This window comes from Aeromonas sp. EU05-FHT14A05 (assembly GCF_058791175.1).
Genome location: NZ_JBYTDH010000004.1, coordinates 212754 through 237011 on the forward strand (window position 1 = coordinate 212754; position 24258 = coordinate 237011).

At 63.8% G+C, this 24258-nt stretch carries 24 protein-coding genes; 5 read left to right on the top strand and 19 right to left on the bottom strand.

All coding sequences use genetic code 11. The features are described 5' to 3' along the window. The first annotated feature begins 126 nt into the window (after window positions 1-126). Both AC3WR3_RS08150 and AC3WR3_RS08155 read left to right on the top strand, forming a co-directional pair. Entirely contained in the window at window positions 127-1674 is a 1548-nt protein-coding gene (locus tag AC3WR3_RS08150) for a GGDEF domain-containing protein (protein ID WP_492291603.1), read from the top strand. Window positions 1675-1918: 244 nt separating this feature from the next. Continuing rightward, entirely contained in the window at window positions 1919-2395 is a 477-nt protein-coding gene (locus tag AC3WR3_RS08155; protein WP_342059466.1) for a YMGG-like glycine zipper-containing protein, read from the top strand. Between the two features lie 52 nt (window positions 2396-2447). Here the strand turns inward: AC3WR3_RS08155 and AC3WR3_RS08160 are convergent, their stop codons facing one another. From AC3WR3_RS08160 to AC3WR3_RS08185, 6 genes are all read right to left on the bottom strand, one after another. Beyond that, complete coding sequence (locus AC3WR3_RS08160) at window positions 2448-3404, bottom strand: D-2-hydroxyacid dehydrogenase (RefSeq protein ID WP_492291604.1); 957 nt, start codon at window positions 3402-3404, stop codon at window positions 2448-2450. A gap of 121 nt (window positions 3405-3525) precedes the next feature. Further along, window positions 3526-4278 (bottom strand): DUF3530 family protein, encoded by a 753-nt coding sequence (locus tag AC3WR3_RS08165; RefSeq protein WP_492291605.1) that lies wholly within the window; start codon window positions 4276-4278, stop codon window positions 3526-3528. 107 nt (window positions 4279-4385) lie between these two features. Then, window positions 4386-4997, bottom strand: coding sequence for a DUF2238 domain-containing protein (locus tag AC3WR3_RS08170; RefSeq protein WP_139435775.1), 612 nt, complete (start codon window positions 4995-4997; stop codon window positions 4386-4388). A gap of 198 nt (window positions 4998-5195) precedes the next feature. Beyond that, window positions 5196-5762, bottom strand: coding sequence for an elongation factor P (gene efp / locus AC3WR3_RS08175; RefSeq protein WP_011707002.1), 567 nt, complete (start codon window positions 5760-5762; stop codon window positions 5196-5198). A gap of 43 nt (window positions 5763-5805) precedes the next feature. Beyond that, window positions 5806-6981 (bottom strand): elongation factor P maturation arginine rhamnosyltransferase EarP, encoded by a 1176-nt coding sequence (gene earP, locus AC3WR3_RS08180; RefSeq protein WP_492291606.1) that lies wholly within the window; start codon window positions 6979-6981, stop codon window positions 5806-5808. 94 nt (window positions 6982-7075) lie between these two features. Next, window positions 7076-8119, bottom strand: coding sequence for a GMP reductase (locus AC3WR3_RS08185; RefSeq protein WP_454010654.1), 1044 nt, complete (start codon window positions 8117-8119; stop codon window positions 7076-7078). Window positions 8120-8514: 395 nt separating this feature from the next. On the opposite strand from AC3WR3_RS08185, the gene rloA3 reads away from it, so the two are divergent. Beyond that, window positions 8515-9015, top strand: coding sequence for a retropepsin-like aspartic peptidase RloA3 (gene rloA3 / locus AC3WR3_RS08190; RefSeq protein WP_492291607.1), 501 nt, complete (start codon window positions 8515-8517; stop codon window positions 9013-9015). 77 nt (window positions 9016-9092) lie between these two features. Here the strand turns inward: rloA3 and AC3WR3_RS08195 are convergent, their stop codons facing one another. The 7 genes from AC3WR3_RS08195 to AC3WR3_RS08225 all read right to left on the bottom strand — a co-directional run bounded on the left by AC3WR3_RS08195 (window position 9093) and on the right by AC3WR3_RS08225 (window position 15596). After that, entirely contained in the window at window positions 9093-10535 is a 1443-nt protein-coding gene (locus AC3WR3_RS08195; protein ID WP_429108981.1) for an ATP-binding protein, read from the bottom strand. Further along, window positions 10532-11224, bottom strand: a complete 693-nt coding sequence (locus AC3WR3_RS08200) for a response regulator (protein ID WP_319916195.1) — start codon at window positions 11222-11224, stop codon at window positions 10532-10534. The genes AC3WR3_RS08195 and AC3WR3_RS08200 overlap by 4 nt, the downstream gene beginning before the upstream one ends. Window positions 11225-11305: 81 nt before the next feature. Next, entirely contained in the window at window positions 11306-11941 is a 636-nt protein-coding gene (locus AC3WR3_RS08205; protein ID WP_492291608.1) for a tetratricopeptide repeat protein, read from the bottom strand. A 1-nt stretch (window position 11942) separates the two neighbouring features. Next, complete coding sequence (locus AC3WR3_RS08210) at window positions 11943-12791, bottom strand: SDR family oxidoreductase (RefSeq protein ID WP_342059714.1); 849 nt, start codon at window positions 12789-12791, stop codon at window positions 11943-11945. Next, entirely contained in the window at window positions 12788-13444 is a 657-nt protein-coding gene (locus AC3WR3_RS08215) for an iron-containing redox enzyme family protein (protein WP_342059713.1), read from the bottom strand. The genes AC3WR3_RS08210 and AC3WR3_RS08215 overlap by 4 nt, the downstream gene beginning before the upstream one ends. Beyond that, window positions 13441-14934, bottom strand: coding sequence for an AMP-dependent synthetase/ligase (locus tag AC3WR3_RS08220; protein ID WP_492291609.1), 1494 nt, complete (start codon window positions 14932-14934; stop codon window positions 13441-13443). Before AC3WR3_RS08220 ends, AC3WR3_RS08215 begins: the two co-directional genes overlap by 4 nt. Next, a complete protein-coding gene (locus AC3WR3_RS08225) occupies window positions 14931-15596 on the bottom strand; it encodes a thermostable hemolysin (RefSeq protein ID WP_342059711.1) in 666 nt (221 codons plus the stop codon). Before AC3WR3_RS08225 ends, AC3WR3_RS08220 begins: the two co-directional genes overlap by 4 nt. Window positions 15597-15726: 130 nt before the next feature. On the opposite strand from AC3WR3_RS08225, the gene AC3WR3_RS08230 reads away from it, so the two are divergent. Together AC3WR3_RS08230 and AC3WR3_RS08235 are read left to right on the top strand one after the other, a co-directional pair. Beyond that, window positions 15727-16368 carry a class I SAM-dependent methyltransferase gene (locus AC3WR3_RS08230; protein WP_492291610.1) on the top strand — a complete coding sequence of 214 codons (642 nt, stop codon included), beginning with the start codon at window positions 15727-15729 and terminating at the stop codon, window positions 16366-16368. A gap of 74 nt (window positions 16369-16442) precedes the next feature. Next, complete coding sequence (locus AC3WR3_RS08235; protein ID WP_492291611.1) at window positions 16443-17663, top strand: winged helix-turn-helix domain-containing protein; 1221 nt, start codon at window positions 16443-16445, stop codon at window positions 17661-17663. Between the two features lie 76 nt (window positions 17664-17739). On the opposite strand, the gene frdD is transcribed toward AC3WR3_RS08235, so the two are convergent. The 6 genes from frdD to AC3WR3_RS08265 form a co-directional block, all read right to left on the bottom strand. Next, the gene (gene frdD, locus AC3WR3_RS08240; protein WP_025326128.1) at window positions 17740-18096 is read right to left on the bottom strand and encodes a fumarate reductase subunit FrdD; all 357 of its coding nucleotides are present in this window, start codon (window positions 18094-18096) and stop codon (window positions 17740-17742) included. 11 nt (window positions 18097-18107) lie between these two features. Then, a complete protein-coding gene (locus AC3WR3_RS08245) occupies window positions 18108-18506 on the bottom strand; it encodes a fumarate reductase subunit C (RefSeq protein ID WP_342059708.1) in 399 nt (132 codons plus the stop codon). 11 nt (window positions 18507-18517) lie between these two features. Next, window positions 18518-19252 carry a succinate dehydrogenase/fumarate reductase iron-sulfur subunit gene (locus AC3WR3_RS08250; protein WP_059168380.1) on the bottom strand — a complete coding sequence of 245 codons (735 nt, stop codon included), beginning with the start codon at window positions 19250-19252 and terminating at the stop codon, window positions 18518-18520. Then, complete coding sequence (gene frdA / locus AC3WR3_RS08255; RefSeq protein WP_202046479.1) at window positions 19245-21029, bottom strand: fumarate reductase (quinol) flavoprotein subunit; 1785 nt, start codon at window positions 21027-21029, stop codon at window positions 19245-19247. The genes AC3WR3_RS08250 and frdA overlap by 8 nt, the downstream gene beginning before the upstream one ends. A 514-nt stretch (window positions 21030-21543) precedes the next feature. Then, window positions 21544-23421: a methyl-accepting chemotaxis protein gene (locus AC3WR3_RS08260; protein WP_139435729.1), complete on the bottom strand. Its 1878-nt coding sequence runs from the start codon at window positions 23419-23421 to the stop codon at window positions 21544-21546. Window positions 23422-23580: 159 nt separating this feature from the next. Continuing rightward, window positions 23581-24258 (bottom strand): glycerophosphodiester phosphodiesterase, encoded by a 678-nt coding sequence (locus AC3WR3_RS08265; protein ID WP_492291612.1) that lies wholly within the window; start codon window positions 24256-24258, stop codon window positions 23581-23583.

The window sequence follows — 24258 nt, forward strand, 5'->3', positions numbered from 1 at the left end:
CCAAAGCGGGCATGACCCATTGATGTCTTTGTTGTCATTAACGGTGGGGTTAATGACTTCAATCAATATGCTGGTGGTGTTTTCGACTATAAAATGCATATAACGCGACATTTTATAGAGAGTGGCATGGCTGCAACCATCATCAAGGAACGCTACTACATACTGACGCCGCTGTCGTTTCTGCTCGGTGCCCTGGTGCTGGTCGCCACCCTGTTGCTGGCGGCGGCCAGTTACCTGCGCAGCATCGACAAGACCCTGGCCGGCTATAACCACATGCTCACCTCCATCGATGCCACCCTGATCCACGAGATGGTGCTGGCCAATCGGCGGCAGCTCGGCGTGCTGGAAGCGTCCCTGGACAAACAGGCCATCGCGCGGGGCGGCTCGGCCATCAACGGGATCTGGGCCATAGCCCACCAGTTCAAGCACGACGCCCACTTCCTCTACTTCTACAACACCCGCTTCGACCGTTTCGACAGCTACCCCGACTGGCAGATGCCGACCGGCTACCAGGTGCAGAAGCGCCCCTGGTATCAGACCCTGGCCAGCGACAGCGAGGAGCTGGTCTGGTTTGGTCCCTACCAGGAGTTCGGCGGCAACGCAGAGGTCCTGACCCTGATCAAGCGGGTCAAGGATGACGAGGGGCAGCTGCTGGGCCTGCTGATGGTCGACATGTCGTTCAACTCGCTGCAGGCGGCGCTGCGACGGGCGATGGGCAGCGATCAGGCCGCCATCTACATCACCGAGCGCAAGGGCGGCCGGCTGGTGGTCGGGCACAATCTGTCACTGCTGCCTGCGCTGTCCGGCACGCCGAGCCAGGGGGCCGTGTTGAACGTGATCCGGGAAGGCTGCTACCTGAAGCAGCCGCTGTCGGATATCGACTGGGATCTCAACATCTATCTGCCTCCCGCCCACTTTCATGGCAACCTGCAAGATACCCTGCTGATGGTGGTGCTGCCCGCACTGGCGCTGCTCGGTATCTGGCTGTGCAGCCTGCTGTTTCTGGTGCGGATCTTTCGTCAGGAGCAGACCCTGGTGCAGCGCTCTCTCAGCGGCCTCGTTCAGGATGAGGCGCTGATGGAGATCCAGCTGCGCCAGCGCACCTGGTTCGTGCACGGCAGTCTGGGGGAGATCCATCAGGTGAGAAACAGCCTGCTGCAGGGGCAGGATGCCCTGCTGCACGATCCTCTCACCGGCATCATGAACCGGCGTGCCTTCGAGCAGGACAGGGCCAGGCTGGCGCAGGAGGAGAGGCCTCACTGGCTGGTGCTGTTTGATGTGGATTGCTTCAAGCGCGTCAATGACAGCTGGGGGCACGGGGTGGGGGATGCGGTGCTGTTCCGGGTGGCCACCATCATGGCAAGAACCCTGGGAGAGGCCCAGGTCTACCGCATCGGGGGGGATGAGTTCGCGGCCCTGCTGCCCTGGGAGCGGGAGGAGGTCGAGGATCGCCTGACCCGTCTGCTGGCCCGGGTGCGGGCGCTGCAGTGGCGCGAGTTTGAGGAGTCCATCACCCTGAGTGCGGGCGGAGCACGCTACCCGGATGACGCCGCTGCCCTGCTCGATCGGGCGGATGAGTACCTGTACCAGAGCAAGCGGCAGGGACGGGACTGCTGGCATCTGTCCGCCACTTCGCCTCCCTCCAAAGGGGCTGTAGTGACAGTATCTGTCTGACCGCCATCAGGAGAAAAAGGGCCTGAATGGCCTAGAAAAGGGTCACGGTGGGGATAATTTCCCATGTGACCTTTTTTTTTAATTCATTTTCAGTCGGTTAGCTCGTGTGATTGAGCAATGTCGCGAAGGAGAGACAGTCAGTCTGTCGGCGAAGACGCCGTAATCCCGGTAGCGGAGTCCGGGGCGCTTTGTATAGTGCAGGGAAAAATAATCAATCAGACATCAGGTTTGACAGGAGTACCCCATGGAGATGAACAAATACGGCATGAGCGCGATGGCGCTGCTGGGCGCGCTGCTGTTGGGCAATGGTCAGGCGCAGGCGTCCGAGACCGTCAACACCATACTCGGCGGCGGCGTCGGTGGGGTGGCGGGCACCATGATAGGCAAGCAGCTGGGGGGCGACACCGGCGCCCTGGTGGGGGCCGCCGTCGGCGGCGCGGCGGGCGGTGCGGCCACGGCCGACAGGGGCAACAAGAATGAGGCTGCCCTGGGGGGCGCCGTCGGAGCCCTGGGTGGCGCCGCCATCGGCAAGAGCGTGGGTGGCAGCACGGGCCAGCTGATCGGCGCCGGCATAGGCGGGGCAGGTGGCTCCGCCATCGGTGCCAGAACCGGCGATGGCCACGAGAGCAACAACAATCGTTACTATGACGACAGGCGCTATCACAAGCACCACAAGAAATACAAGAAGCACCGCAAGCACAGATGGCATGACGACGACTGAGATCTGCCAGGAGAGAGAAAGGGGCCAGGGGCCCCTTTTTCGTGTCCGTCCTCTAGACCAGTCGGTGCTGGCGCCTGCCAAGGTAGAAGGCGTTGATGTTGTCGATCAGCTGATCCGCGAGGCGCTGCATCGACTCCTCGCTGGCCCAGGCCACATGGGGCGTCAGGATGAAGTTGGGGTAACGCAGCGCCTGCATCAGGGGGTGGTCGGGGGGCGGTGGCTCCACGCTTGCCACGTCGAACCCGGCACCGCCGAGGCGACCGTTGCCGAGCGCCTCCAGCAGGGCCTGCTCGTCCACCAGGCCGCCACGGCCCACGTTGATCAGCAGGGCCCCCGGTTTCATCATGGCCAGCTCCCGCTCCCCGATGAGGTGGCGGGTGTAGGGGGTGAGCGGGCAGTGCAGGCTGATCACATCCGAACTCTGCAGCAGGGTCTCCAGGGGCAATCTGTCTTCATCCCCGGGGGCGCCGACCTGGCTCTGGGCATAGAAGACCTCCATGCCGATGGCGCTGGCCCGCTGCCCCAGGGCCTGACCCAGGGTGCCCTTGCCTATGATGCCGAGGCGCTTGCCGTGCAGATCCATGATGGGGTGATCGAAGAAACAGAACTGGCCGCTCTGCTGCCAGCGCCCCTCTTGCAGGGACTGGCGCCAGGCGAACAGGTTGCGTGACAGGGCCAACATCAGTGCCATGGCGTGTTCGGGGACCGAGGGGCCCGAATAGTTACGGATGTTGCACACGGCGACATTGGCGGCGCGGCACGCCTCCAGATCCAGGTTGTCGCTGCCAGTGGCCGCCAGGGCTATCAGGCGCAGCTCCGGCAACTGGGCCAGCTCGTCCTTGCCGATGCGGATCTTGTTGATGATGGCGATGCTGGCGCACCTGAGCCGCTCCACCACCTGTTCCGGTCTCGTCTCGGGGTAGCTTTGCCAGTGATGGGGGAAATCGGGGCGACGCAGATTGATGCCGGCGTCCAGGGTGTCACTGTCGAGAAACACGATTTGCTGCATGAAGCCTCCTGCCGTTCGCTGCCGCGTGGGAGTCGCCATGATGCCAAAGATGGGGGGCGGCTGACCAGCACGGATGCAGACGGGCCGGATGGCCCAACTCCATGCTCTCTAGCAGTTCGGATCAGATCCAGCCCAGATGGGTCAGCCAGCCCTGGATGCGCCCCGGCGTTTCGTCCAGCGCCATCAGGGCATAGGGGCGGTAGTTGAGCTTGTGGCTGCGGCGGCTCTCGCTCTGGCGCGCCTCGGCCGCCAGCAGGGGCCAGCGCCCCCCGTCTTCCTGATAGAGATCCAGGGTAGGGATGCTGGCCTGGGCCACCTGCTTGGCCAGGGTCTGGTTGCTCAGCTGGTTGGGAAAGAAACCGTCGAGCAGCACCAGGGCATCGGGGGCGGGCAACTGTTCGCTGGTGATGAGGTTGGCGGCCCAGGCCGCGCTGGTGCCTTGCGCCAGCAGCAGCTTGAAGCCGCCCTCCTGCAGCTTGGCGTCACCTAGCTTGACGATGCGCTCGGCAAATTGCTGGCGAAATGCGTCAATGTTCTCCTGCTTCTTCTCTGAGGCCGGATCCAGCTCTGTCTGCTGAGGGGAGGGGAGCAGCAGCAGGGTGTCGAAGCCGATCCGCCCCAGCTCCCGGGTCAGCTGCCACAGCTGGCCGCTGCGCTGCCAGTCCGGCAGCAGGATGGCGAGCCCCAGGTAGCTGTCGCCGTCGTGCTTGGCAAAGAGCACCCGCTGCTTGTCGATCCGGGTGCTGTCAGGCGCCCCCTTCCAGTCGCTCTCCTGCCAGTGATCGAGAGGGGCTGGGGGCGAGATCTCGTTGGCCGGCAAGGTGGTGCTCGCCAGCAGGGTCAAAAACAGCAGTGGTAAGGATAATCTGGCCATGATGCGCTCCCCGGTTGACTGGGTTAGCGGCGGCGTGCCGGATTTCTGAAGGGGGTCGGGGGAATCCACGAGAAAGAGGGAAGGGGCAAGCCCTTCCCTCGACGGGCTCAGGGCCGGGCAAGCCTGCCGAGCTGGCGGTCGTGCAGGGGGGAGAGCAGCAACAGGGCACTGACGGCCCCCACCAGGGCACAAAACATGTCGGACTGGGTATCCCAGGGATCCCCCTGGGTGCCGAGGAACTCGTCGGCGCCCTGACCCAGTGCCAGTGCGGCGCCCCACTCGATGAGCTCATAGCTGGCGCTGACGGCGAGCACCACGCAGATCACCAGAAACACCAGCATCTTCTTGCCCTGCACATGGTGGCCACGCAGCAGTATCTCGCGGCAGGCCAGGGCGGGCACGAACCCCTGGAAGAAGTGGCCAATCTTGTCATAGGGGTTGCGAGTGAGATCGAACCACTGCTGCAGATCGAAACCGAGTGGCACCCGGGCATAGGTGTAAGCGCCCCCCAGCATCAGCACGGCCCCGTGCAGGAAGATGCACAAGTAGAGCAGGCTGGTGAGGGGGTAGCTGCGCTGGCTCAGCAGCAACAGCGGCACGACGATGAGCACGGGGGCGACTTCCAGCAGCCAGGTGACCCTGTCATAGGGTTGCCAGCCGGAGAGCACCAGCAGGACCAGGGTGAGCAGCAACAGCAGGAGTTTTTGATGAGATGTCATAGGGAGCCTGTGGCGAAGGAAGAACCTGACTTCATGGTGTAGCCCCAAACGGTGCGAGACGAAAGGGGGCAGGGGAATTCTCTCTCAATGGGCGGGCCGCTGTCACTGACCGGGGCTGAATGATCGCAGGGCCGGTGCCCATAAAGAAAAAGCGAGCCTGGGGCTCGCTTTTTTCAACACGGGCGTGAAGCCGTCAACTCAGTTGACGCGACGCTTGAACTCGCCGGTGCGGGTATCGATTTCGATCTTGTCGCCGATCTCTACGAAGGCGGCAACGGCCAGCTCGTAGGTGGTGCCCTTCAGGCGGGCCGGCTTGGTCACTTTACCGGAGGTGTCGCCACGGGCGGCCGGCTCGGTGTACTCGACTTCGCGAACGATAGTGGTCGGCAGTTCGACGGAGATGGCTTTCTCGTTGTAGAAAGTCACTTCGCAGATGTCTTCCATGCCGTCAACCATGTAGTTCAGGGCGTCACCCAGGTTGTCTTTCTCGACGTCGTACTGGTTGTACTCGGTGTCCATGAAGACATACAGGGGGTCGGAGAAGTAAGAGTAGGTGCACTCTTTACGCTCCAGCTGAACGACTTCCAGCTTGTCGTCGGCCTTGAATACGGTCTCGGTGGCGCTGCCGTTCAGCAGGCCTTTCAGCTTCATCTTGACCACGGCGGAGTTACGGCCGGATTTGTTGAATTCGGCTTTCTGGACCACCATCGGCTCGGTACCGATCATGACGACGTTACCAGCGCGGATTTCCTGTGCGGTTTTCATGTAAAAATTCCTGTTCGTATACGGGCAGATAAAAACTGCCAGATTATATACGGCTTTCTAAAAATTTCACCAGCCGAGTGACGAGATCCCCATCGGCAAGCAACTTCTGTGACCAGCTTCGCGCATGTTGTTGCCAAACAGTACCGAATTGCGGCCATTGGGCCCAGAGTTCGCGCACATCCTGCCCATGGTTGAGGGCATGGTTGAAGGCGCGCAGCCACTGGCCGCCATCGGCGGGCAGCGCCCCCAGATAGTGGTCGAGGAAATCATCCAGCTTGGCAATGTGAGCCTGATCGTCCTGGGGATAGATGTGCCACAGGAAGGGCCTTGCCGCCCACTGGGCCCGCACGAAGGAGTCCTCGCCGCGCACCAGGTTGAGATCGCAGCTCCACAGCAGCCGATCGTAGCCCGCCTGGCTCGTCATCGGCAGCAGCTTGATGGCGAGTTGGCCCGATTGCAGCAGATCCCCCGCCCGGGCCGTGCCGATGGCACTCTCAAGCCCGGCGCCGCTGAGCACGTCGGGGAGGGCGCGCCCCATGGGCAGCAGCAGGGTGACCGGGGTGGCGCCCTGGCTCCAGCACTGGACCAGGCTTTTCAGCGCCTCGCTCTCGTAGGTGAAGAGGCTGATCCGCAGCTCGTCTTGCACCCTGGGCGGCAGACCCAGGCTCGCCCAGTAGGCGGCAAGGCCAGCCTCATCCTGCTGCCACAGTTCCCGTTCGGCGATGAGCCCCTGCTCGCACAGCAAGCCGCCGGTTCTGGGGGTGAAGCCCGGGAAGAAGAAGTATTTGTTGAGACTCTGGTTACCCATCCGCTGGGGCGAGGCGAGGCCGTGGCAATCCTCGACCCAGCTCTCCGCCGAGAGATACTCCAGATTGATCCAGCAGGGGGGCGGGCTCTGCTCGGACATGCGCTCGATGAAGGGGGCGGGCAGCTCGCAGGCAAAGGCTTCTATGACGACCCGGGCCGGGATGGCATCCGCTGGCAGGGGGCCCTGCCAGCGCTGGATGTGGATCCCCTCAACCCACTGGCGATCCCGCGCGGGATCCAGCCCAGGACAGATGCGGGCGAAGCTCGCCAGATCGTCCACCCAGAGTCGCACCTCTCCATGCCCCTCCCGCTCCAGCTGGCGGGCCAGCCGCCAGGTGACGCCGATGTCGCCGAAGTTGTCCACCACGGTGCAGAAGATGTCCCAGTCAAAGGGGGGCAGGGGGCTTGTCATGGCTCGGGGTTCCAGATGCAAAAAACCGGTGCGCAGGGTAGCACACCGGTGACTTGGCTTCTAACCGTCAGCGCGTGACGGTGGCTGCGGCAGGTTACTCCTTGCCGTAGACGTTGTTCTCCTGCTCGCGTACCCGGATAAAGGTGGTGCGCTTGGTGAGCTCTTTCAGCTGGCTGGCGCCCACGTAGGTGCAGGTGGATCGCACGCCGCCGAGGATGTCGCGCACGGCGTTCTCGACCGGGCCGCGGTAGGGCAGCAGCACCGTCTTGCCCTCGGAGGCACGGTACTCGGCGACGCCGCCGGCGTGCTTGTCCATGGCGCTGGAGGAGCTCATGCCGTAGAACTTCATGAAGGGGGCGCCATCGACGTCCACCACCTCGCCGCCGCACTCCTCGTGGGCCGCCAGCATGCCACCCAGCATCACGAAGTCGGCGCCGCCGCCAAACGCCTTGGCCACGTCACCCGGGCAGGTGCAGCCGCCGTCACCGACGATCTGGCCGCCGAGACCGTGGGCCGCATCGGCACACTCTATGATGGCGGAGAGCTGCGGATAGCCGACCCCGGTCTTGACCCGGGTGGTGCAGACCGAGCCCGGGCCTATGCCCACCTTGACGATGTCGGCGCCGGAGAGGATCAGCTCCTCCACCATCTCGCCGGTGACCACGTTGCCCGCCAGGATGACGTGGTTCGGGCAGGCTTCACGGATCTTGCGCAGGAACTCGACGAAGTGCTGGGAGTAGCCGTTGGCCACGTCCACGCAGATGAAGCGCAGGGCCGCTGACATGGCGAGGATCTGGCGAGTCTTGATGAAGTCCTCTTCCGAGGTGCCGGTGGAGACCATCACATGGCCGAGCAGGGCCGGATCTGTGTCGTTCACGAAGGCTTGCCACTGCGCGAGGCTGTAGTGCTTGTGTACCGCCGTCATCATCTCGAAGCCCGCCAGGGTGCGCGCCATGGCGAAGGTGCCGACGGTGTCCATGTTGGCGGCGATGACGGGCACCCCCTGCCACTGGGTCCGGGTGTGCTTGAAGGTGAACTGGCGGGTCAGGCTGACCTGGGAACGGCTCTTGAGGGTAGAGCGCTTGGGACGAAACAGGACATCCTTGAAACCGAGCTTCAAGTCTTCTTCGATACGCATTGCAAATTCCTTATTGAGCCTTGTGAACGTCACTTTGCAGTGGTTTATTTTCGGCAGGCACAAAAAAACCGCAGGTTTTCAAGGCCTCCGGTTTACAACAGTCTAGGCAAAAATCCCGCCAGAACAAGACTGATAATTCGCTCATCATTGTGGTAGCCTTTGGCGTCACAACCCGAGGTTGGCCACCAGCTTCATCCAGCACCTCGTAATGGCCCCTCTATCCCCTCTTTTTGCCTCCTGCCTCAGAGTCAACGGCTGTCGGATCCCCCATGCCGTGAACGCCAGAAGCCCGGGTTCTGGGCGCCTGCGCCTCGTTTGCCAGTTGACAGGGGCCTGCGTGCTGCCCACTCTGGCGCAGAGGGCCAGCGTGGGCCCGCTTCGACGAGGAGAACACATTGTCCGTATCACACAAAGCCGGCTGGTTGCTGCTGGCCAGCCTCTGCCTCTCATCGGGCGCCTGGGCCGCCCCCACCGTCTATGGCTGGATAGAGAAGGGCGTGCTCATGCCCGGTGGGGTGGCGGTCAAGATGAAGCTGGATACCGGCGCCCTCACGTCCTCGCTGGATGCGCGAGAGCTGCACCACTTCAAGCGTGACGGCAAGCCCTGGGTGCGCTTCACCCTGGAGCTGACCGATGCCAACACCGACAAGGAGGTGCGCCAGACCCTGGAGCGGCCGGTGGAGCGCAGCGTGACGGTGCGCGGCGCCGGTGGCATGGAGGAGCGCCCCACGGTCACCATGTCCATCTGTGTCGGTGACAAGGTTTACAAGGAGTGGTTCACCCTGCGGGATCGCAGCGACATGATCTATCCCGTGCTGCTGGGTCGCCGCCTGCTGGCGGAGCTGGGGCCGGTGGACGCTTCCCGCACCTTCACGGTGCAGCCGAGCTGCGGCTAGGAAGGCCGCGCTGGGATCATCTATGGTGCGCGGGGGCTTGGGCCCCCGCGCTTTTTCTTTCCTGAGGCCTGCGCCGCCTATGCCGGGCGCGGCGGGGCGGGCAGCAGCACGCTCACCTCAAGCCCCCCCTCTGGCCGGTTGTGGATGTCGAGATCCGCGCCGTGCAGCTGCACTATGCGCTGCACTATGGCCATGCCAAGACCCACCCCGTCCCCCTGCTGGGGGTTGACCCGGAAGAAGCGCTCACACAGGCGCGACAGGGCGGCGGTGGGGATGCCGGGGCCGTTGTCCCGCACATCCACCCTGACCCTGTTGCCCTCCTGGCTGATCACCACGGCGACCTCGCCGCCCACCTGGGTGTAGCGCAGCGCGTTGTCGATGAGGTTGCCAAACATCAGCTCCAGCAACATGGCCTGCCCCATCACCTGCAGATGCTCGTCCCCCTCCAGGGAGAGCTGCAGATCCTTCTTCAGGGCGATGGGGGCCAGGGTGGCCAGGGTGCCCTGCAACAGCAGACTCAGATCCAGCTTGCCGAGCGCCGGGGCCTGCTGGTTGTCGATGCGGGCCTGGGTCAGCAGCTGGCGGATCAGGCGGTCGCTGCGATCGAGCGCCAGCAGCATCTTGCGCAGCGCCTGCTCCCGGCTCTGCTCATCCTCTGCGGCCAGGGCGTTCTCGCTGTGGATGCGCAGCACCGCGAGCGGGGTGCGCAGCTCGTGGGCCGCCTCGTTGGTGAACTGTTTCTCCCGCTCTATGGTGTCTGCCAGGGTGTGCATCAGCCGGTTGATCTCCGCCACCAGGGGCGTCAGCTCCTCGGCCTTGATGGCCAGGTTGAGCGGGCTCAGGTTGGCGGGATGACGCTCCCCAATGGCCTGGGTCAGCTGGTGCAGCGGGGCCAGCCCCCGGGTCACCAGCCACCACAGCAGGGCGAGCAGGAAGGGCAGGGTGATGAAGAGCGGCAGCATGGTCAGGGTGGCCATCTTGCTGGCCAGCTCTCCCCGCTCGTCATCCCGCTCCGCGACGATGAGCCAGGTGTGTTCATCCTCGTTGTAGAGGGTGAAGGTGCGCCACTCGTGGTGATCCTTGGTCTCGCTGTCGAAGCCGCGCTCCAGGGTGGCCAGGGGCTGACTCGGCGCATTGGGTGAACGCAGCAGTATGGTGCCCTGCTCGTCGAGCAGCTGGAAGGTGAGGTTGCGCTCGAACTCGTGGCCGTAGGGGGTGAACTCGTTGTCCCGCCCCAACTGGCTGAAGCTGCGCTTCTCCTGATGGGGGTCGTCGGGCACGGCCTGCTCCCACTCCTGGTAGACGGCCCCGTTGCTGGGCAGCTCGCCGCGCTGCTTCAGATAACGGCTGAGCAGCTGGTTGGTGATGCGGGCGGACTGGGCGAGACGGGCATCGAACAGCTCCTCCATCTCGTGGTTGGCTTCCAGGTAGCCGATGAGGCCGCTGACGGCCAGGCTGAGGCTGACCAGGGCCAGGATGCCGGAGAGCAGGAAGCGGCGGATGGAGCGGACGCGACTCATCGGGCGGGCATCCCTCTGCTGCCCGGAGTATCTGGCTGCGGCACTATGTAGCCGACGCCGCGGATGTTGCGGATGAGCTCGGGGAAGAACTTCTTGCGCAGGTGGTGAATGTGCACCTCCACCGCATTGCTCTCGGCCCCCTCGTCCCAGCCATAGAGGCTCTGCTGCAGCTGATCCCGGCTCAGCACCCGGCCGCTCTGGGTGATGAGCTCCTGCAGCAGCTTGTATTCGTGGGGGGTCAGTCTGACCGCCTCCCCCTGATAGGTGACCTGTTGGGATTCGGGGTAGATGAGGATGTCGCCATACTCCAGCACCGCCTGGGCCTGCCCCTTGCTGCGGCGCACCAGGGCGCGCAGGCGGGCGTTGAGCTCCTGCAGGGCGAAGGGCTTGACCATGTAGTCATCGGAGCCCGCATCCAGCCCCAGCACCCTATCGTCCAGGGCATCCCGGGCGGTGAGGATGAGCACCGGCAGCACCTGCCCCTCCCGTCGCAGCTTGCGCAGCAGGCTGATGCCGTCGATGTCCGGCAGGTTGAGATCCAGGATGAGGGCGGCAAACTCCTCGCTCTTGAGCGCCGACAGGGCGGGCAGCCCCTGCTGCAGCCAGTCCACCGTGTAGCCGCTGCTGCGCAGGGCATCCACCATGCCATCCCCCAGCATCACATCATCTTCCACCAACAGGATCCGCATTGTTCTCTCCCTCAAATGACGCTGCCCACCAGTATGCAAGTTGGTGGGCAGAGTTTAAATAGCGCACTGATCTGCTTGTGTTTATAGCTTGGCGAGACGCTCGCGGATTTCCGTCCTGCGCCCTTCGTCCGCCAGCTCGCGGCCCGGTCTGGCCGGGGCGGTCAGGGCCTTGTCCAGGTAGATCTTCGCCTGGGCCTTGTCCCCCTGATCCAGCAGGAAGTCGCCGTAGAAGAAGTTGGGGTCGATGCCGTTGGGGTTGATGGCGAGCGCCTGCTTGAGCAACTGCTCGGCCTTGTCGTCATCCCCGAAGCCGACCGGCCAGCCCGGCACCTGGTAGTAGAGCGAGCCCAGGCTGGTGTAGGCGGAGCCCTCCAGCGCCTTGGGATCCTGCTTGATGGCGATCTCCAGCCTGGCCTTGGCCTCCTTCACCAGGCTGAGGGCCCCGAGGCCGCCCTTGGCGCCGGCCCAGGTGCTCTTGACGATGGCGGACCAGATCAGCAGATCGGTGCGAAAGGCCTCCTTGGCACTGGCCTGATCCGCCTGGGCGCTCAGGGCCTCCAGGCAGCTCTCCTTGGCCTTGCCGGTCTCCTGATACTGGCAGTGGGCCCACTGCTGCTGAATGGTGGGCAGGGCATCGGCGGCCTGAACCAGGCTGCTTGCCAGGGCGAGCAGCAGGACGCTGTGACCAAATCGAGGGCGCAAAGTGGCGTGTTTCATCTCAATGTTCCTTCTCGTTCGTGGCACAGGCGGAGTTGTCCCCGTGATCTGTGGCCAGGGGGGCGGGGTGGCGGGCATGGCGTTCGATGACGGGCAGCTGTCTGGCCAGCGCCTTGTCGACCAGGGCGGGCAGCAGGGCATTGAGCCGCACGAACAGCTTCTCCGGCCAGCCGAGCCAGCGGCGGCGCGTCTCGTTGCACAGGGCGATGACGGCCTCCTCGGCCACGTCCTGGGGGCTGTCGGTCCGGGTGCCGAGCTCCGCATTCATGGCGTAGGCCGCCTCGGAGTTGAGGTGAGTGCGGGTGGCGCGGGGGGCAAAGTGCAGCACCTTGATGCCGGTGCCCTCCAGCTCCCGTCCCAGGGCCTCGCTAAAGCCGCGCAGGGCGAACTTGCTGGCGCAATAGACGCTGTAGCCGGGATAGCCGATGGCCCCGAGGCTGGAGCCTATGTTCATGATGACGGCGGGCTTGCGTAGCCGGGGCAGCAGGGCGCGGGTGAGCTGGATAGGCGCCTCTATGTTGAGCAGCAGCTGGCGCGTCACCTGCTCGCCGCTCTGATCCTCCAGCCAGGCGAACTGGTTGCAGCCCGCGCTGTTGATCAGCACATCCAGGCCTTCTTCCAGCGCCGGGTGCTGCAACAGCCTGGCCCGCTCCTGGGGCGAGCCCAGATCGGCGGTCACCGTCTGATGGCGATCCGAATGGGGCAGCTCCTTGCGCAGGCGCTCCAGGGCGCTGGCCCGGCGTCCGTGCAGCAGCAGGTGCGCCCCCTGGGCCGCCAGCTCCATGGCCAGGGCTTCCCCTATGCCGCCGCTGGCGCCGGTGAGCAGTATGCGTTTCCCTTCAAGCTTCATTGGCAGGATCCCGTGAGCTGATGGAGCATGTCGCCATAGAGGCGGTAGACCACCCTGGCCGAGTGAATGATGGCGGCCTGATCGGCGGCGTCTTCCACCTGGTTCATCAGGGATTCGAAGAACTTGAGGTGCTCCTGATCCAGGGCGCCGTGGGAGCTCAGGTAGCTCATCGCCTGGGGCGGCAGGCCCAGACCGCGCTTGAGCTGGTCCGCCACCGTCAGGGCGATGGCGACGCTGGTGCCTTCCAGCACCTGTACCATGCCGAAGAAGCCCATGGGGTTGCCGCGCTGGATCTGGTCGTAGAGGAAGGCCACCATCAGCTCGATGGGCAGGCCGGGCCGGCCGTGGCGCACCGCCTCGGCGTCACCGCCGCAGGCGCGGATGTCGTTCAGGATCCACTCCTGGTGGCCGTACTCCTCGTCGATGTACTCCCGGATGGCGCCGCGCACCCATTCGTACTCCTGTCCCAGCTTGCCGCCGGTGGCCATCAGGAGCGGCACAGTGTGGCGCACGTGGTAGTAAGCCTCTGCCAGGAAGGCGAGGTAGGTCTCCCGGCTGATGTCGCCGCGGCGGCAGGCCTCGATGATGGGGGCATTGAACAGGTGCTCGCGCTCGGAGGCGGTGGCTTGTTGCAGGGTCTGGTAGAAGCTCATGAGGTCTCTCCTGTGAGGCCTTGGGTCAGGCATTGGTCGATCTGCCGGGAAAAGTGGTGATAAATCTCGTTGCGACGGGGGCGGCCGTTGGCGGTCAGCAGGCCGGGGTGCTGATCCAGCGCCACCGGCAGCCAGTGATGGATGCGGGCGTAATCGGGCAGTTGCTGGTTGAGCCGGGCAATCTGCTCGGCCAGCTGGAACTGGGTGCCCGGCAGCGGCTGGATCAGGGCCACGTTGGCGGGCTGGCCGTCACCGAAGATCACGATGCGGGCGATGGCCGGGCAGAGCTGGGCCTGGGCCTCCACCCATTCGGGAGAGAAGTTGCGGCCAAAGGCGGTGATCTGCACGTTCTTCTTGCGCCCCGTGATGTGGAGAAAACCATCCTCGTCGATCCGTCCCAGATCACCGGTGGCGATGAGCGGGATGGCGGGCGCCTCTTCCCCCAGATAGCCGAGCATGGCGCTGCCGCTCACCATGACTTCGCCGTCGGCGGCGATCGTCACCTGGCAGTGGGGCAGGGGGCGGCCGACGCTGCCCGGACGGTCGGCGTCCGGGCCGTTGAGCGCCACGACAGAGCCGCATTCCGACAGGCCATAGCCCTCATAGACAGGGAGCCCCAGGGCACGGGCATGGGCGATGAGCTCGGGGGCCACCTTGCCGCCACCGACGGCGACGAAACGCAGCCCCTTGAGCCGCTCGGCCAGGGCCGGGGTATTGGCGCACAGCGCCAGCAGCAGGCGCAGCAGCTCGGGCACCAGCACCAGGCTGTGGCTGGGCCAGCGCGCCAGGGCCTGGCCCAGCATGGCCGGGTTGAGAGTGCTGGAACCGATGAAGCCCAGCTCGCCGAGGGATGGGATGCGGCTGCAGGCGCCGGTGAGCAGCGGTACGTACAGACCGGTCAGATTCTCCAGCAGGGTGGCCAGGGGCAGCAGGGTCAGGTGCTGTTCGACCCGGGCAGGGGCGACCCGCAGGGCCAGGGACTCGCAGACCGCAGTCATCTGGGCAAGGGAGAGGCAGACCCCCTTGGGCTGGCCCGTGGTGCCCGAGGTATAGGTGATCTTGGCGGTGTCCGCCGGCAGCTCGGGCAGGCTGGCGGGGGTGCGGCGCCACAGGGGCAGCGCCTGTTCATCCGGCCTGCCCGTCATCAGGATGAGGGGGGCGGTGGCCTGCCAGCCCTCATGCTCGGGGCCCACCAGGGCATCGGCCCCGCTGCTCTCCAGCAGCCACGCCTGCTGGGCCGGACTGAAGAAGTGGGGCACCGGGATGACCACGATGCCGGCCCGGGTGCAGGCCAGATCGATCAGCGCCCAGGGCAGGCCGTTGTCGAGCTGCAGGGCCAGGCGGCGAATGCCGGCTTGCTGCAGGCGGTCGGCCAGGTGCTGGATCTGCTGCCACAGGGTCTGGTAATCCAGCTCGCCCTGGCTGCCTTGCAGCGCCGGTTGTCGCGGCGTCAGGCCGGCGTGGCGGGCGATGGCGTCGAACAGGCTCATTGGGCGCACCTCTTGTCATGGCCAGCCTGGTTAAAAAGCATGGGCATGGGCCCCAGCAGGTTGAGCAGCAGGCTGCTCTGGGCGAGCACCTCGCGCCCCTGGTTGATGTCCCCGGCCATCACCTTGGGCTGGCAGCGGTAGTACTCCCCCCAGGCGCTGGCGTCTTCCCCCACCTGATGGGCCTGGGCGGGGGCCAGCTCCACCGGGTTGAGGCGCAGCCGGGCAAAGCTGTTGCGCAGTTTGGCGGTGCCGGTGAACACCACGTAGTCGAGGGCGTTGTCACACAAGAGCCGGCACAGGGCGGCAAACATCAGGCGGGCATTGCCCGGCTCGCTGCAGGCCAGGTTGCCCACTTCGATGATGCGGCTGCGGGCCGGACGTACCCCGAGGCGGGTTTCGATGGCGGCCTCGATGGGTTGCTCCAGATACTGCTCCAGATAGAGGGGCTGCCCACCCTCGCCGTTGCAGGCCTGGTTGAGGCCACAGGCGCCGACCAGCACCCCATCGGCCCGGTAGAGCCCGAGCAGGCAGGGCAGAAAATGGGGGATGCGGGCGTTGAATTCGAGGGTGTAGGCGGCCTGGATATAAGCTTGCAGCGCCATGACCTGCTGCGGGGAGTCGGCCAGGATCAACCTGTAGGGGGCTTGGATCTCTATGGTCATGGTTGGCTCCTTCTCTTGGGATGGCTTGAGAGTAAAAGGGCAAACTTAAGAAACCCTTAAGGAGTAAAAAAAGTTGTCAGGGAGGCGGCGGGCAGGCAATCTGCGCGGCTGTCACCCTGGAGGATCCGTCATGTCATCAAGCGCCAGCTGCCCCCTCTGCTCGGCTTGCCACAGCTACCCCCTGCCGGTGGCGGGCAAGCGCTATCACCGTTGTCTGGACTGCGAGCTGGTCTGGCTGGATGAGGCGGATCACCTTGACGAGGGCGCCGAGAAGGCGGTCTATGACGGGCACGACAACCGGGTGGACGATCCCCGTTATCGCGGTTTTCTGATGCGGGCCTTCGGCGAGGTGCTCTCCCGGGTGAGCCCTCCTGCCAGCGGCCTCGATTTCGGCTGCGGTCCCGGGCCTGCCCTCATCGCCATGGGGCGGGAGGCGGGCTTTGATATGGCGGGTTACGACAAGTTCTATGCCGACCAGCCCGAGCTGCTCACCCGTCGCTACGATTTCATCACCAGCACCGAGGTGATAGAGCACCTGGCCGCTCCCCGCGCCGTGCTGGACGGGCTCTGGGCCTGCCTCAACCCCGGCGGGGTGCTGGTGTTGCAGACCCAGCGGGTGCTGGGGGACGAGCGCTTCAGGCAGTGGCGCTACCGCCACGATCCGACCCACATCGTCTTCTTCGCCGAGGCCTCGTTTCGCGCCCTGGCGGCCCGCTGGCAGGCGGACCTCTGCTTCCCCCACGCCGATGTGGTGGTGTTCACCAAACCCTGAGACGGGCGTTTTCATTTGGCCATGAGTTGGGCATGCTGGTGGCCTGATACCCAGGAACGGATGCCCCTATCTCCATGTCGATCCCCCATTTGTCATTGCAAGACGCCCGCCACCTGCAGCTCGCAGCCCAGGGGCTGCTGACCCCGCGCCGCGCCAAGGCTTCTCCCTCCGATCTGCTGGCCTGCATAAGGCGCATGGCGCTGCTGCAGATAGACACCATCTCTGTGGTGGCCCGCAGCCCCTACCTGGTGCTGTTCAGCCGGCTCGGCCACTACGATCCGCGCTGGCTGGAGCAGTTGCTGGCCGAGGGGGATCTCTTCGAATACTGGGCCCACGAGGCCTGCTTCGTCCCCCGGGAAGATTACCGGTTGCTGCGCCATCGCATGCTGGATCCCGCCGCCATGGGCTGGAAGTTCTCCGCCCAGTGGCTCAAGACCCACGGCGGCGAGATAGAGCAGATAGTCGAGCGGATTCGCCGGGATGGCCCGGTGCGGGCCGCCGATTTTGAGCGCAAGGAGGGCAAGGGCAACGGCTGGTGGGACTGGAAGCCCGAGAAGCGCCACCTGGAGGTGCTGTTCACCGCAGGGCGCCTGATGGTGCGCGAGCGGCGCAACTTCCAGCGGGTCTACGATCTCGCCGAGCGGGTCATGCCCGAGTGGGACGACGGGCGGGATCTGCCGAGCCCTGAGCTCGCCCAGCGTGACATGGTGCGCGCCAGCTGCCGGGCGCTGGGGCTGGTCAAGACCGGCTGGGTGGCGGATTACTACCGCCTGCGGCGCGGCAAATACGACACCCTGCTCCATCAGCTGGCGGACGAGGGGGAGCTGTTGCCGGTGCGGGTGGAGGGCTGGCAGCACGGCGCCTTCGTGCACGTTTCCCTGGCCGATGAGCTGGCCAGGGCCCAGGCTGGCAGCCTCAAGGCGACCCACACCGCCGTGCTCTCGCCCTTCGATCCCCTGGTGTGGGATCGCAAGCGGGCCAGCGAGCTCTTTGGCTTTGACTACCGCATCGAGTGCTACACCCCGGCCCCCAAGCGCCAGTACGGCTACTTCGTGCTGCCGTTGCTGCATCGCGGCAAGCTGGTGGGCCGGATGGACGCCAAGGCCCATCGCAAGGAGGGGGTGTTCGAGGTCAAGAGCCTCTATCTGGAGGACGGGGTCAGGGTGACGCGCCCCCTGGCGCAGGAGCTGGGGAAGGCGCTGCAAAAGCTGGCCGACTGGCACCAGACCCCGACCCTGAAACTTGGCGCCATCCCCGCGCCCCTGCTGGCCCTGTGGCCAACGCCGGGCCCTTAGCCCGCCGCTGCATATCGGCCAAACAAAAACCGGGCACTGGGCCCGGTTTTATCATCTGTTGCTGGCAACTTAAGGATTACTGGAGTACCAGCACCATCAGCAGGCCGACCGTGATGGCGGACACCAGGAAGGCGAAGCCATAGAACACATAGTGGTGCAGCTTGGTGGTGTGGATCCCGAGATCATGCAGGCCGTGGTAGATGCGGTGCATGCCGTGCCAGATGGGCAGGGCTATGATGACCAGCAGGATGCAGGCACCCCACCAGGAGCTGGCGAAGGCGAGCACGCGCTCGTAGCTCATGGTCTCCACGTCCATGATGCCCATGGGCACCAGCAGACCGGTAATGAGGACAATCACCGGCAGCAGCATGGCAACCACCATGCCACCGGCACCAAAGAGTCCCCAGTAAATGGGTTCGTCAGAACGTCTCATCATTAATCTCCTCAAGCCACGATGATCAGGATCAGCAGGGATACCGCCGCCAGTGCCACATACTGGGCGATGACGATTGGCTTCTCCGGCACCAGGTCTTCGCCACGGAAGATGCGCATGGCCTTGGGGGCCAGTGCGAACCAGGTCTTGGCGTGGAACAGGCAGGCGGCCAGGGCGATGACGTGGAACAGGATGGCGATGGGGCTCTGCAGGGACTCCAGCCAGCCGTTGAACGCCTCCTGACCCTGCACCAGACGCATCAGACCCCACATCAGCACCACGGCGTAGATGGAGACGAAGATGCTGGTGCCTTCGCGGATCATGTAGCCGGTGTAGAAGGCATTCTTCAGCCACCAGTCTTTCTTCATCTCGCGCACGTAGGGCTTACGTTTGCTTTGGGTGTTGTTCATGGTCTCACTCCTCAATCCGGCTTGAACATGGCGATCATGTAGTCCTTGGCGCTCTCGACCTTGCCAAGCTGGATGGCGGCGGCCGGGTCCACGCCTTTCGGGCACACGTCAGAGCAGTAACCCACGAAGGTACAGCCCCAGACGCCCTCGTCCTGGCTGATGATCTTCATCCGCTCCTTGGACGCGCTGTCGCGGTTGTCGGCGTTGTAGCGATAGGCCAGCGCCAAGGCCGCCGGGCCGGTGAACTTCTTGTTGATGCCATACTGCGGGCAGGCGGCGTAGCACAGACCGCAGTTGATGCACATGGAGAACTGGTGATACTTCGCCATGTCGGCCGGGGTCTGGGTGTACTCGCCGTCGCACAGGCTGCGCGGCTCGCTCGGGATGATGTAGGGCTTGATGCTCTCCAGCTTCTCGATGAAATCGGACATGTCGACCACCAGGTCGCGCTCGATCGGGAAGTTGTTGAGGGGCTCTATGGTCATCTTGCCCGGCAGGTAGTCCCGCAGGAAGGTCTTGCAACCCAGCTTCGGAATGCCGTTGACCATCATGCCGCAGGAGCCGCAGATCGCCATCCGGCAGGACCAGCGGAAGCTCAGGGTGGAGTCCAGCTGATCCTTGATGTATTGCAGGGCATCCAGCAGGGACATCTCTTTCAGGTAAGGCACCTGGAAGGTCTGCATCCAGGGCTCGTTATCCTGCTCGGGACGGTAGCGCAGGATTTCAATTTCGATCATCTCAGCCATTCTTCTTAGCCTCGTCTTGTTTCTCACCCTCGGAACCGTACACACGCTTGGCCGGTTGGGATTTAGTGATCTTCACATCGGAGTAATCGATGGTCGGGGCGCCTTCCTGGTTGTAGAAGGAGAGGGTGTGCTTGAGGTAGTTCACGTCATCCCGCTCCTCGTAACCGTCCAGACGCTGGTGGGAGCCACGAGACTCTTTGCGGTTGAGGGCGGAGTGGGCCATGGCTTCGGCCACGTCCAGCATGTAGCCCAGTTCGATGGCGTACAGCAGGTCGGTGTTGAAGACAGAGGACTTGTCGTTGATCTTGACCTTCTTGTAACGGGCTTTGAGCTCGTTGATCTTATCGATGGTGCCCTGCATCAGCTCTTCGGTACGGTAGATACCGACGCCAGCTTCCATGGACATGCCCAGCTCGTTGCGGATATCGGCCGGGTTTTCGGTCCCGTCGATGTCGAGCAGGGAGAGGTGCTGTTTGATCAGTGCCTCGGCCTTGGCGGCCAGCGCCTGGGTGTTGCCGTGCTGCTGGGTCGCCGCGAATTCGGCTGCCTGCTCACCGGCCACCTTGCCGAATACCACAATCTCGGACAGGGAGTTGGAACCCAGACGGTTGGCGCCGTGCAGACCGACGGAGGCGCACTCGCCAGCGGCGTAGAGGCCTGGCATGCGGGTGGCGCATTTGCCGTCGGTTTCGATGCCGCCCATGGTGTAGTGGGCAGTCGGACGGACCGGGATCGGCTCCTTGACCGGATCCACACCCACGTAGGCCTTGGCCAGTTCGCAGATGAAGGGCAGGCGCTCTTTCAGGTACTTCTCGCCGAGGTGGCGCAGGTCGAGGTGAACCACGTCGCCCATGGGGCCCTGGATCACGCGGCCTTTCTGCTGCTCCTGCCAGAATGCCTGGGAGAGACGATCGCGCGGACCCAGCTCCATGTGCTTGTTCTTCGGCTGGCCGACCGGGGTTTCCGGGCCCAGACCATAGTCTTGCAGGTAGCGGTAGCCATCCTTGTTGAGCAGGATGCCACCCTCGCCACGACAGCCTTCGGTCATCAGTATGCCGGTGCCCGGCAGACCGGTCGGGTGATACTGGACGAACTCCATGTCACGCAGCGGTACACCGTGACGGTAGGCCAGCGCCATGCCGTCGCCGGTGACTATGCCGCCGTTGGTGTTGTAGCGGTAGACGCGGCCGGCACCGCCGGTGGCCAGCACCACGGACTTGGCCTGGATGAAGCGGGTGATGCCGTTCTGGATGTCGAAGGTCAGTACCCCCTGGACGCGGCCATCGTCCACGATGAGATCCAGACAGAAGTGCTCGTCATAGCGCTTGATGGTCGGGTACTTGATGGAGGTCTGGAACAGGGTGTGCAGAATGTGGAAACCGGACTTGTCTGCGGCGAACCAGGTGCGCGGGATCTTCATCCCGCCGAAACGGCGGACGTTGGCCTTGCCATCCGGCTTGCGGCTCCAGGGGCAGCCCCAGTGCTCCAGCTGGATCATTTCGTTGGTGGCGTTGTTGACGAAGTACTCGACCACGTCCTGCTCACACAACCAGTCGCCACCGGAGACGGTGTCGTTGAAGTGGTTTTCGAGGGAGTCGTCATCACGGACGACGCCTGCGGCGCCACCTTCGGCGGCCACGGTGTGGCTGCGCATCGGATAGACCTTGGAAATCAGGGCGATTTCCAGCTCCGGGTGGGCTTCTGCAATGGCGATTGCGGCACGCAGGCCACCGCCACCGGCACCGATGATGGCAACATCGGTCTTGATAATATCCACATCTGCCTCCTTAGGGATAGATTTGCTGGGCACGATTTTGCTCTATGAAAAAAATTCAGGCTTGATGCAAGTCAAACTGCTTTGTTTTAGTGCTTGGCAACGGTGGTTTTTATTACAACCACCCCATTCCTTGGATGAAAATGCCGTCATTATCGCCATCCATCAGTGATCTGGATCAGCCGTACTCGCTACTCTGGTGATTTTAACCCCAAGATTGTACGTAGTTTTCTTTCAAAAAAATGAGAAATGCCTCTCTTTTTAGGTATTACCCCTAAAGTTTTTAAGTTTTTTATCAGAAATGTTTAGTGATAACTATTATCATCTTTGGGGATGCCGAAAAACATCGAAAAAAGTAATGCGAATATAGTCAGGGCAGGCACCAGTCGCGTCAGAATGATACTCGAATGGAGAGGCAGATCACAGAGTGTCCGGTGTCGAAGGGGAATTATAACCATTGAAACGAAAAGGGTTTATATAAAAAAGGGGCCTGGACGGCCCCTTTTGATTGGTTCGATCAGATGCGGAACATACCGACCTGATTGTTGAGCTCACCTGAAATATTTTTAAGTTGAGCCGAGAGATTGCGGGAGCTGTCCGCATCCACCGCCAGCTCGTCCGAGACGTCCTTGACCGCCTGGATATTGCGGCTGACCTCGTCGGTCACGGCCCGTTGCTCCTCGGCGGCACTGGAGATCTGGGTCGCCATGTCGGAGATCTGGTTGATGGAGGTGGTGATCTGCTCCAGGGCCTGGGTGGCATCGTTCGCATCTTCCACGCTGTTCTGTGCCAGCAGCTGGCCCTCGTGCATGGTGCTGACGGCCCCCTGGGTGTTGCGCTGCAGCGTCTCTATCATGCTGCGGATCTCGACGGTGGAGCTGTGGGTGCGTTGTGACAGCACCCGCACCTCGTCGGCGACCACCGCAAAGCCGCGACCCTGCTCACCGGCCCGGGCGGCCTCGATGGCGGCGTTCAGTGCCAGCAGGTTGGTCTGCTCGGCGATGCCCTGGATGGTGGAGAGGATGGTGTTGATCTCCTGGGCGTTCTTCTCCAGCTCCTGGATGATGCCGGAGGCCTGCTTGACCTGGGTGGCGAGATCCGTGATGGAGCGCTGGTTGCGGGCGATCACCTGCTTGCCGTGCTCGCAACTGCTGGAGGAGCTGCGGGCTGCCTCCGCGGTCTGCTCGGCATTGCTGGCGACCTCGACGGCGGTGGCGGACATCTCGTGCACCGCTGTGGCTATCTGGGAGATCTCGTTCTGCTGGCGAGCCAGACCCTGGTTGGATTTCTCCGCCATGTCGTGGGAGGACCTGGCCTGCTGGTTGAGCTGCCCGGAGGAGTTGGAGATGTCCTGCACCATGACGTGGATGCGCTCAATGAAGGTGTTGACGTGCTTGGCGACGGTGCCGACCTCGTCTTCCCGCTCGATCTTGATGCGGCGGGTCAGATCGCCGTTGCCGCGGGAGAGATCCGCGATCGCCTCGCCGAGGGTCTTCAGCGGGGCCAGGGAGCTGTTGATGGCCACGTAGGAGAAGCCCGCGACGATGAGGATGGTCAGCAGACCCTGCAGCAGGGCAGAGGTGACCATGCGGGAGACGGACTGGTAGGCGACCGCCTCGTCCACCACTATGCCGAAATACCAGTTGGTATTGGGGATCTCGGTGAGGTCGAACACGCTGGCCTTGCCGCTGATATCCATCTCGGAGATGGTGTTGTCATGGGCCAGCTCGTTGACCTTGGCCGCCGTCAGCTCGGGGGAGAGGGCGGTGGCGGGCTTGAGGGTCAGCGCCTTGTCCGGGTGGGCTATGATGGTGCCGTTGCTGTCCACCAGGATGGCGTAGGTGCCTTCCGAGTTGATGGCCAGCACGTCGCGCACCAGGCCGTCGATGGAGACGTCACCGGCGATGACGCCGTCGGTGTTGCCACGGCTGAAGGGCTCGGCGATGGTGATGATGAGGTTGCCAGACGAGGCATCGGCATAGGGGGCCGTGATGGCGAGCTTGCCGGCGGCCATGGCGTCCTTGTACCAGGGACGCTGGCGCGGATCATAGCCGGCAGGCAGGTTGGTCTGCTTGCTCTGGATCATCCGGCCATCCTTGGTGCCCACATAGACCAGGTCGAAGTTGCCTGCGTTCATGGACTGGGCCAGGTGGCTGAGGGGCTCATCCTCCTTGGTGAAGGCTTCCTTGGTGGCGGTGACGAGATTGATGCGCGCATCGAGCCAGCGGGAGATCCCCTTGACGTTGGAGATGGAGCTGTCGTCGATGAAGCTCCAGATCAGCCGCTGGGTTTCGCTGCGCAGCTGGGTGGTGTTGTACCAGACCTGCAGGCTGGAGATGACCAGGATAATGGCCCCGATGGCGAGGACCAGCTTGTTCTTGATGGATAGATTCATGTTTACATCCTTGTGAGCGTCGGTCTGAGATCTGTGTGGTGTTTGTTATTGTTATGAGCCAACTTTGTATCGGCTGAAAGTGGACTTTATGTATCCCGGTGCACAGGAAATTTTCGATCTTTTTTCACCTCCTGATGGGCCGCCAGGGCGCGCCGATACTCAGCTGAATCGATCTGGTCGGTTGGTAAAGATGCCATCGACACCCATGGCCGCCAAGGCAGCCCCATCACTCAGTTCGTCGACCGTGTAGACCAGGATCTTGAGCCCACGGCGATGGGCATCCGCCACCAGCCCGGCGTCGGCAAAATCCACGTCGCAATTCAGGGACCAGGCTCCCAGCTCTTCGGCGAAACGGGCACCGTGCAGCGGCAGGCTGGCGGTCAGGGCGCCAAGCCGGATCTCTGGCCGCAGTGCCTTGAAGCGCGCCAGTTCGGGATGGTGAAAGGAGGAGACGACCCACTGGGCCGGGGTGAAGCCAAGCTCCGCCTCGGCGCGGAGGGTCAGGGCCGCCACCGGCTCGGCGGTGTGCGCCCCCTTGAGCTCGATGTGCAGCTCGCAGCGTCCCGCCACCAGGCCCATCACCTGCCACAGGGTCGGGATCCGCTCCCCGTCCCCCGCATCCAGGCTCGCCAGATAGTCCCGGGACTGCTCGGTCAGCACCCCGCGGCCGTCGGTGCAACGCTCCAGCCGCCGGTCGTGGAAGACCCAGAGCTCGCCGTCTGCCCACTGCACGTCGAGCTCGATGGCGCCGACTCCGAGTGCGATGGCTATCTCCATCGCCTTGAGGGTGTTCTCCGGCGCCAGTTTGCTGGCACCGCGATGGGCAATGATCTGCAT

Coding starts and splice junctions, on each gene's coding strand:
- AC3WR3_RS08150 (WP_492291603.1), top strand. CDS start 127: ATGGCTGCAACCATCATCAAGGAACGCTACTACATACTGACGCCGCTG.
- AC3WR3_RS08155 (WP_342059466.1), top strand. CDS start 1,919: ATGGAGATGAACAAATACGGCATGAGCGCGATGGCGCTGCTGGGCGCG.
- AC3WR3_RS08160 (WP_492291604.1), bottom strand. CDS start 3,404: ATGCAGCAAATCGTGTTTCTCGACAGTGACACCCTGGACGCCGGCATC.
- AC3WR3_RS08165 (WP_492291605.1), bottom strand. CDS start 4,278: ATGGCCAGATTATCCTTACCACTGCTGTTTTTGACCCTGCTGGCGAGC.
- AC3WR3_RS08170 (WP_139435775.1), bottom strand. CDS start 4,997: ATGACATCTCATCAAAAACTCCTGCTGTTGCTGCTCACCCTGGTCCTG.
- efp (WP_011707002.1), bottom strand. CDS start 5,762: ATGAAAACCGCACAGGAAATCCGCGCTGGTAACGTCGTCATGATCGGT.
- earP (WP_492291606.1), bottom strand. CDS start 6,981: ATGACAAGCCCCCTGCCCCCCTTTGACTGGGACATCTTCTGCACCGTG.
- AC3WR3_RS08185 (WP_454010654.1), bottom strand. CDS start 8,119: ATGCGTATCGAAGAAGACTTGAAGCTCGGTTTCAAGGATGTCCTGTTT.
- AC3WR3_RS08195 (WP_429108981.1), bottom strand. CDS start 10,535: ATGAGTCGCGTCCGCTCCATCCGCCGCTTCCTGCTCTCCGGCATCCTG.
- AC3WR3_RS08200 (WP_319916195.1), bottom strand. CDS start 11,224: ATGCGGATCCTGTTGGTGGAAGATGATGTGATGCTGGGGGATGGCATG.
- AC3WR3_RS08205 (WP_492291608.1), bottom strand. CDS start 11,941: ATGAAACACGCCACTTTGCGCCCTCGATTTGGTCACAGCGTCCTGCTG.
- AC3WR3_RS08210 (WP_342059714.1), bottom strand. CDS start 12,791: ATGAAGCTTGAAGGGAAACGCATACTGCTCACCGGCGCCAGCGGCGGC.
- AC3WR3_RS08215 (WP_342059713.1), bottom strand. CDS start 13,444: ATGAGCTTCTACCAGACCCTGCAACAAGCCACCGCCTCCGAGCGCGAG.
- AC3WR3_RS08220 (WP_492291609.1), bottom strand. CDS start 14,934: ATGAGCCTGTTCGACGCCATCGCCCGCCACGCCGGCCTGACGCCGCGA.
- AC3WR3_RS08225 (WP_342059711.1), bottom strand. CDS start 15,596: ATGACCATAGAGATCCAAGCCCCCTACAGGTTGATCCTGGCCGACTCC.
- AC3WR3_RS08230 (WP_492291610.1), top strand. CDS start 15,727: ATGTCATCAAGCGCCAGCTGCCCCCTCTGCTCGGCTTGCCACAGCTAC.
- AC3WR3_RS08235 (WP_492291611.1), top strand. CDS start 16,443: ATGTCGATCCCCCATTTGTCATTGCAAGACGCCCGCCACCTGCAGCTC.
- frdD (WP_025326128.1), bottom strand. CDS start 18,096: ATGAGACGTTCTGACGAACCCATTTACTGGGGACTCTTTGGTGCCGGT.
- AC3WR3_RS08245 (WP_342059708.1), bottom strand. CDS start 18,506: ATGAACAACACCCAAAGCAAACGTAAGCCCTACGTGCGCGAGATGAAG.
- AC3WR3_RS08250 (WP_059168380.1), bottom strand. CDS start 19,252: ATGGCTGAGATGATCGAAATTGAAATCCTGCGCTACCGTCCCGAGCAG.
- AC3WR3_RS08260 (WP_139435729.1), bottom strand. CDS start 23,421: ATGAATCTATCCATCAAGAACAAGCTGGTCCTCGCCATCGGGGCCATT.
- AC3WR3_RS08265 (WP_492291612.1), bottom strand. CDS start 24,258: ATGCAGATCATTGCCCATCGCGGTGCCAGCAAACTGGCGCCGGAGAAC.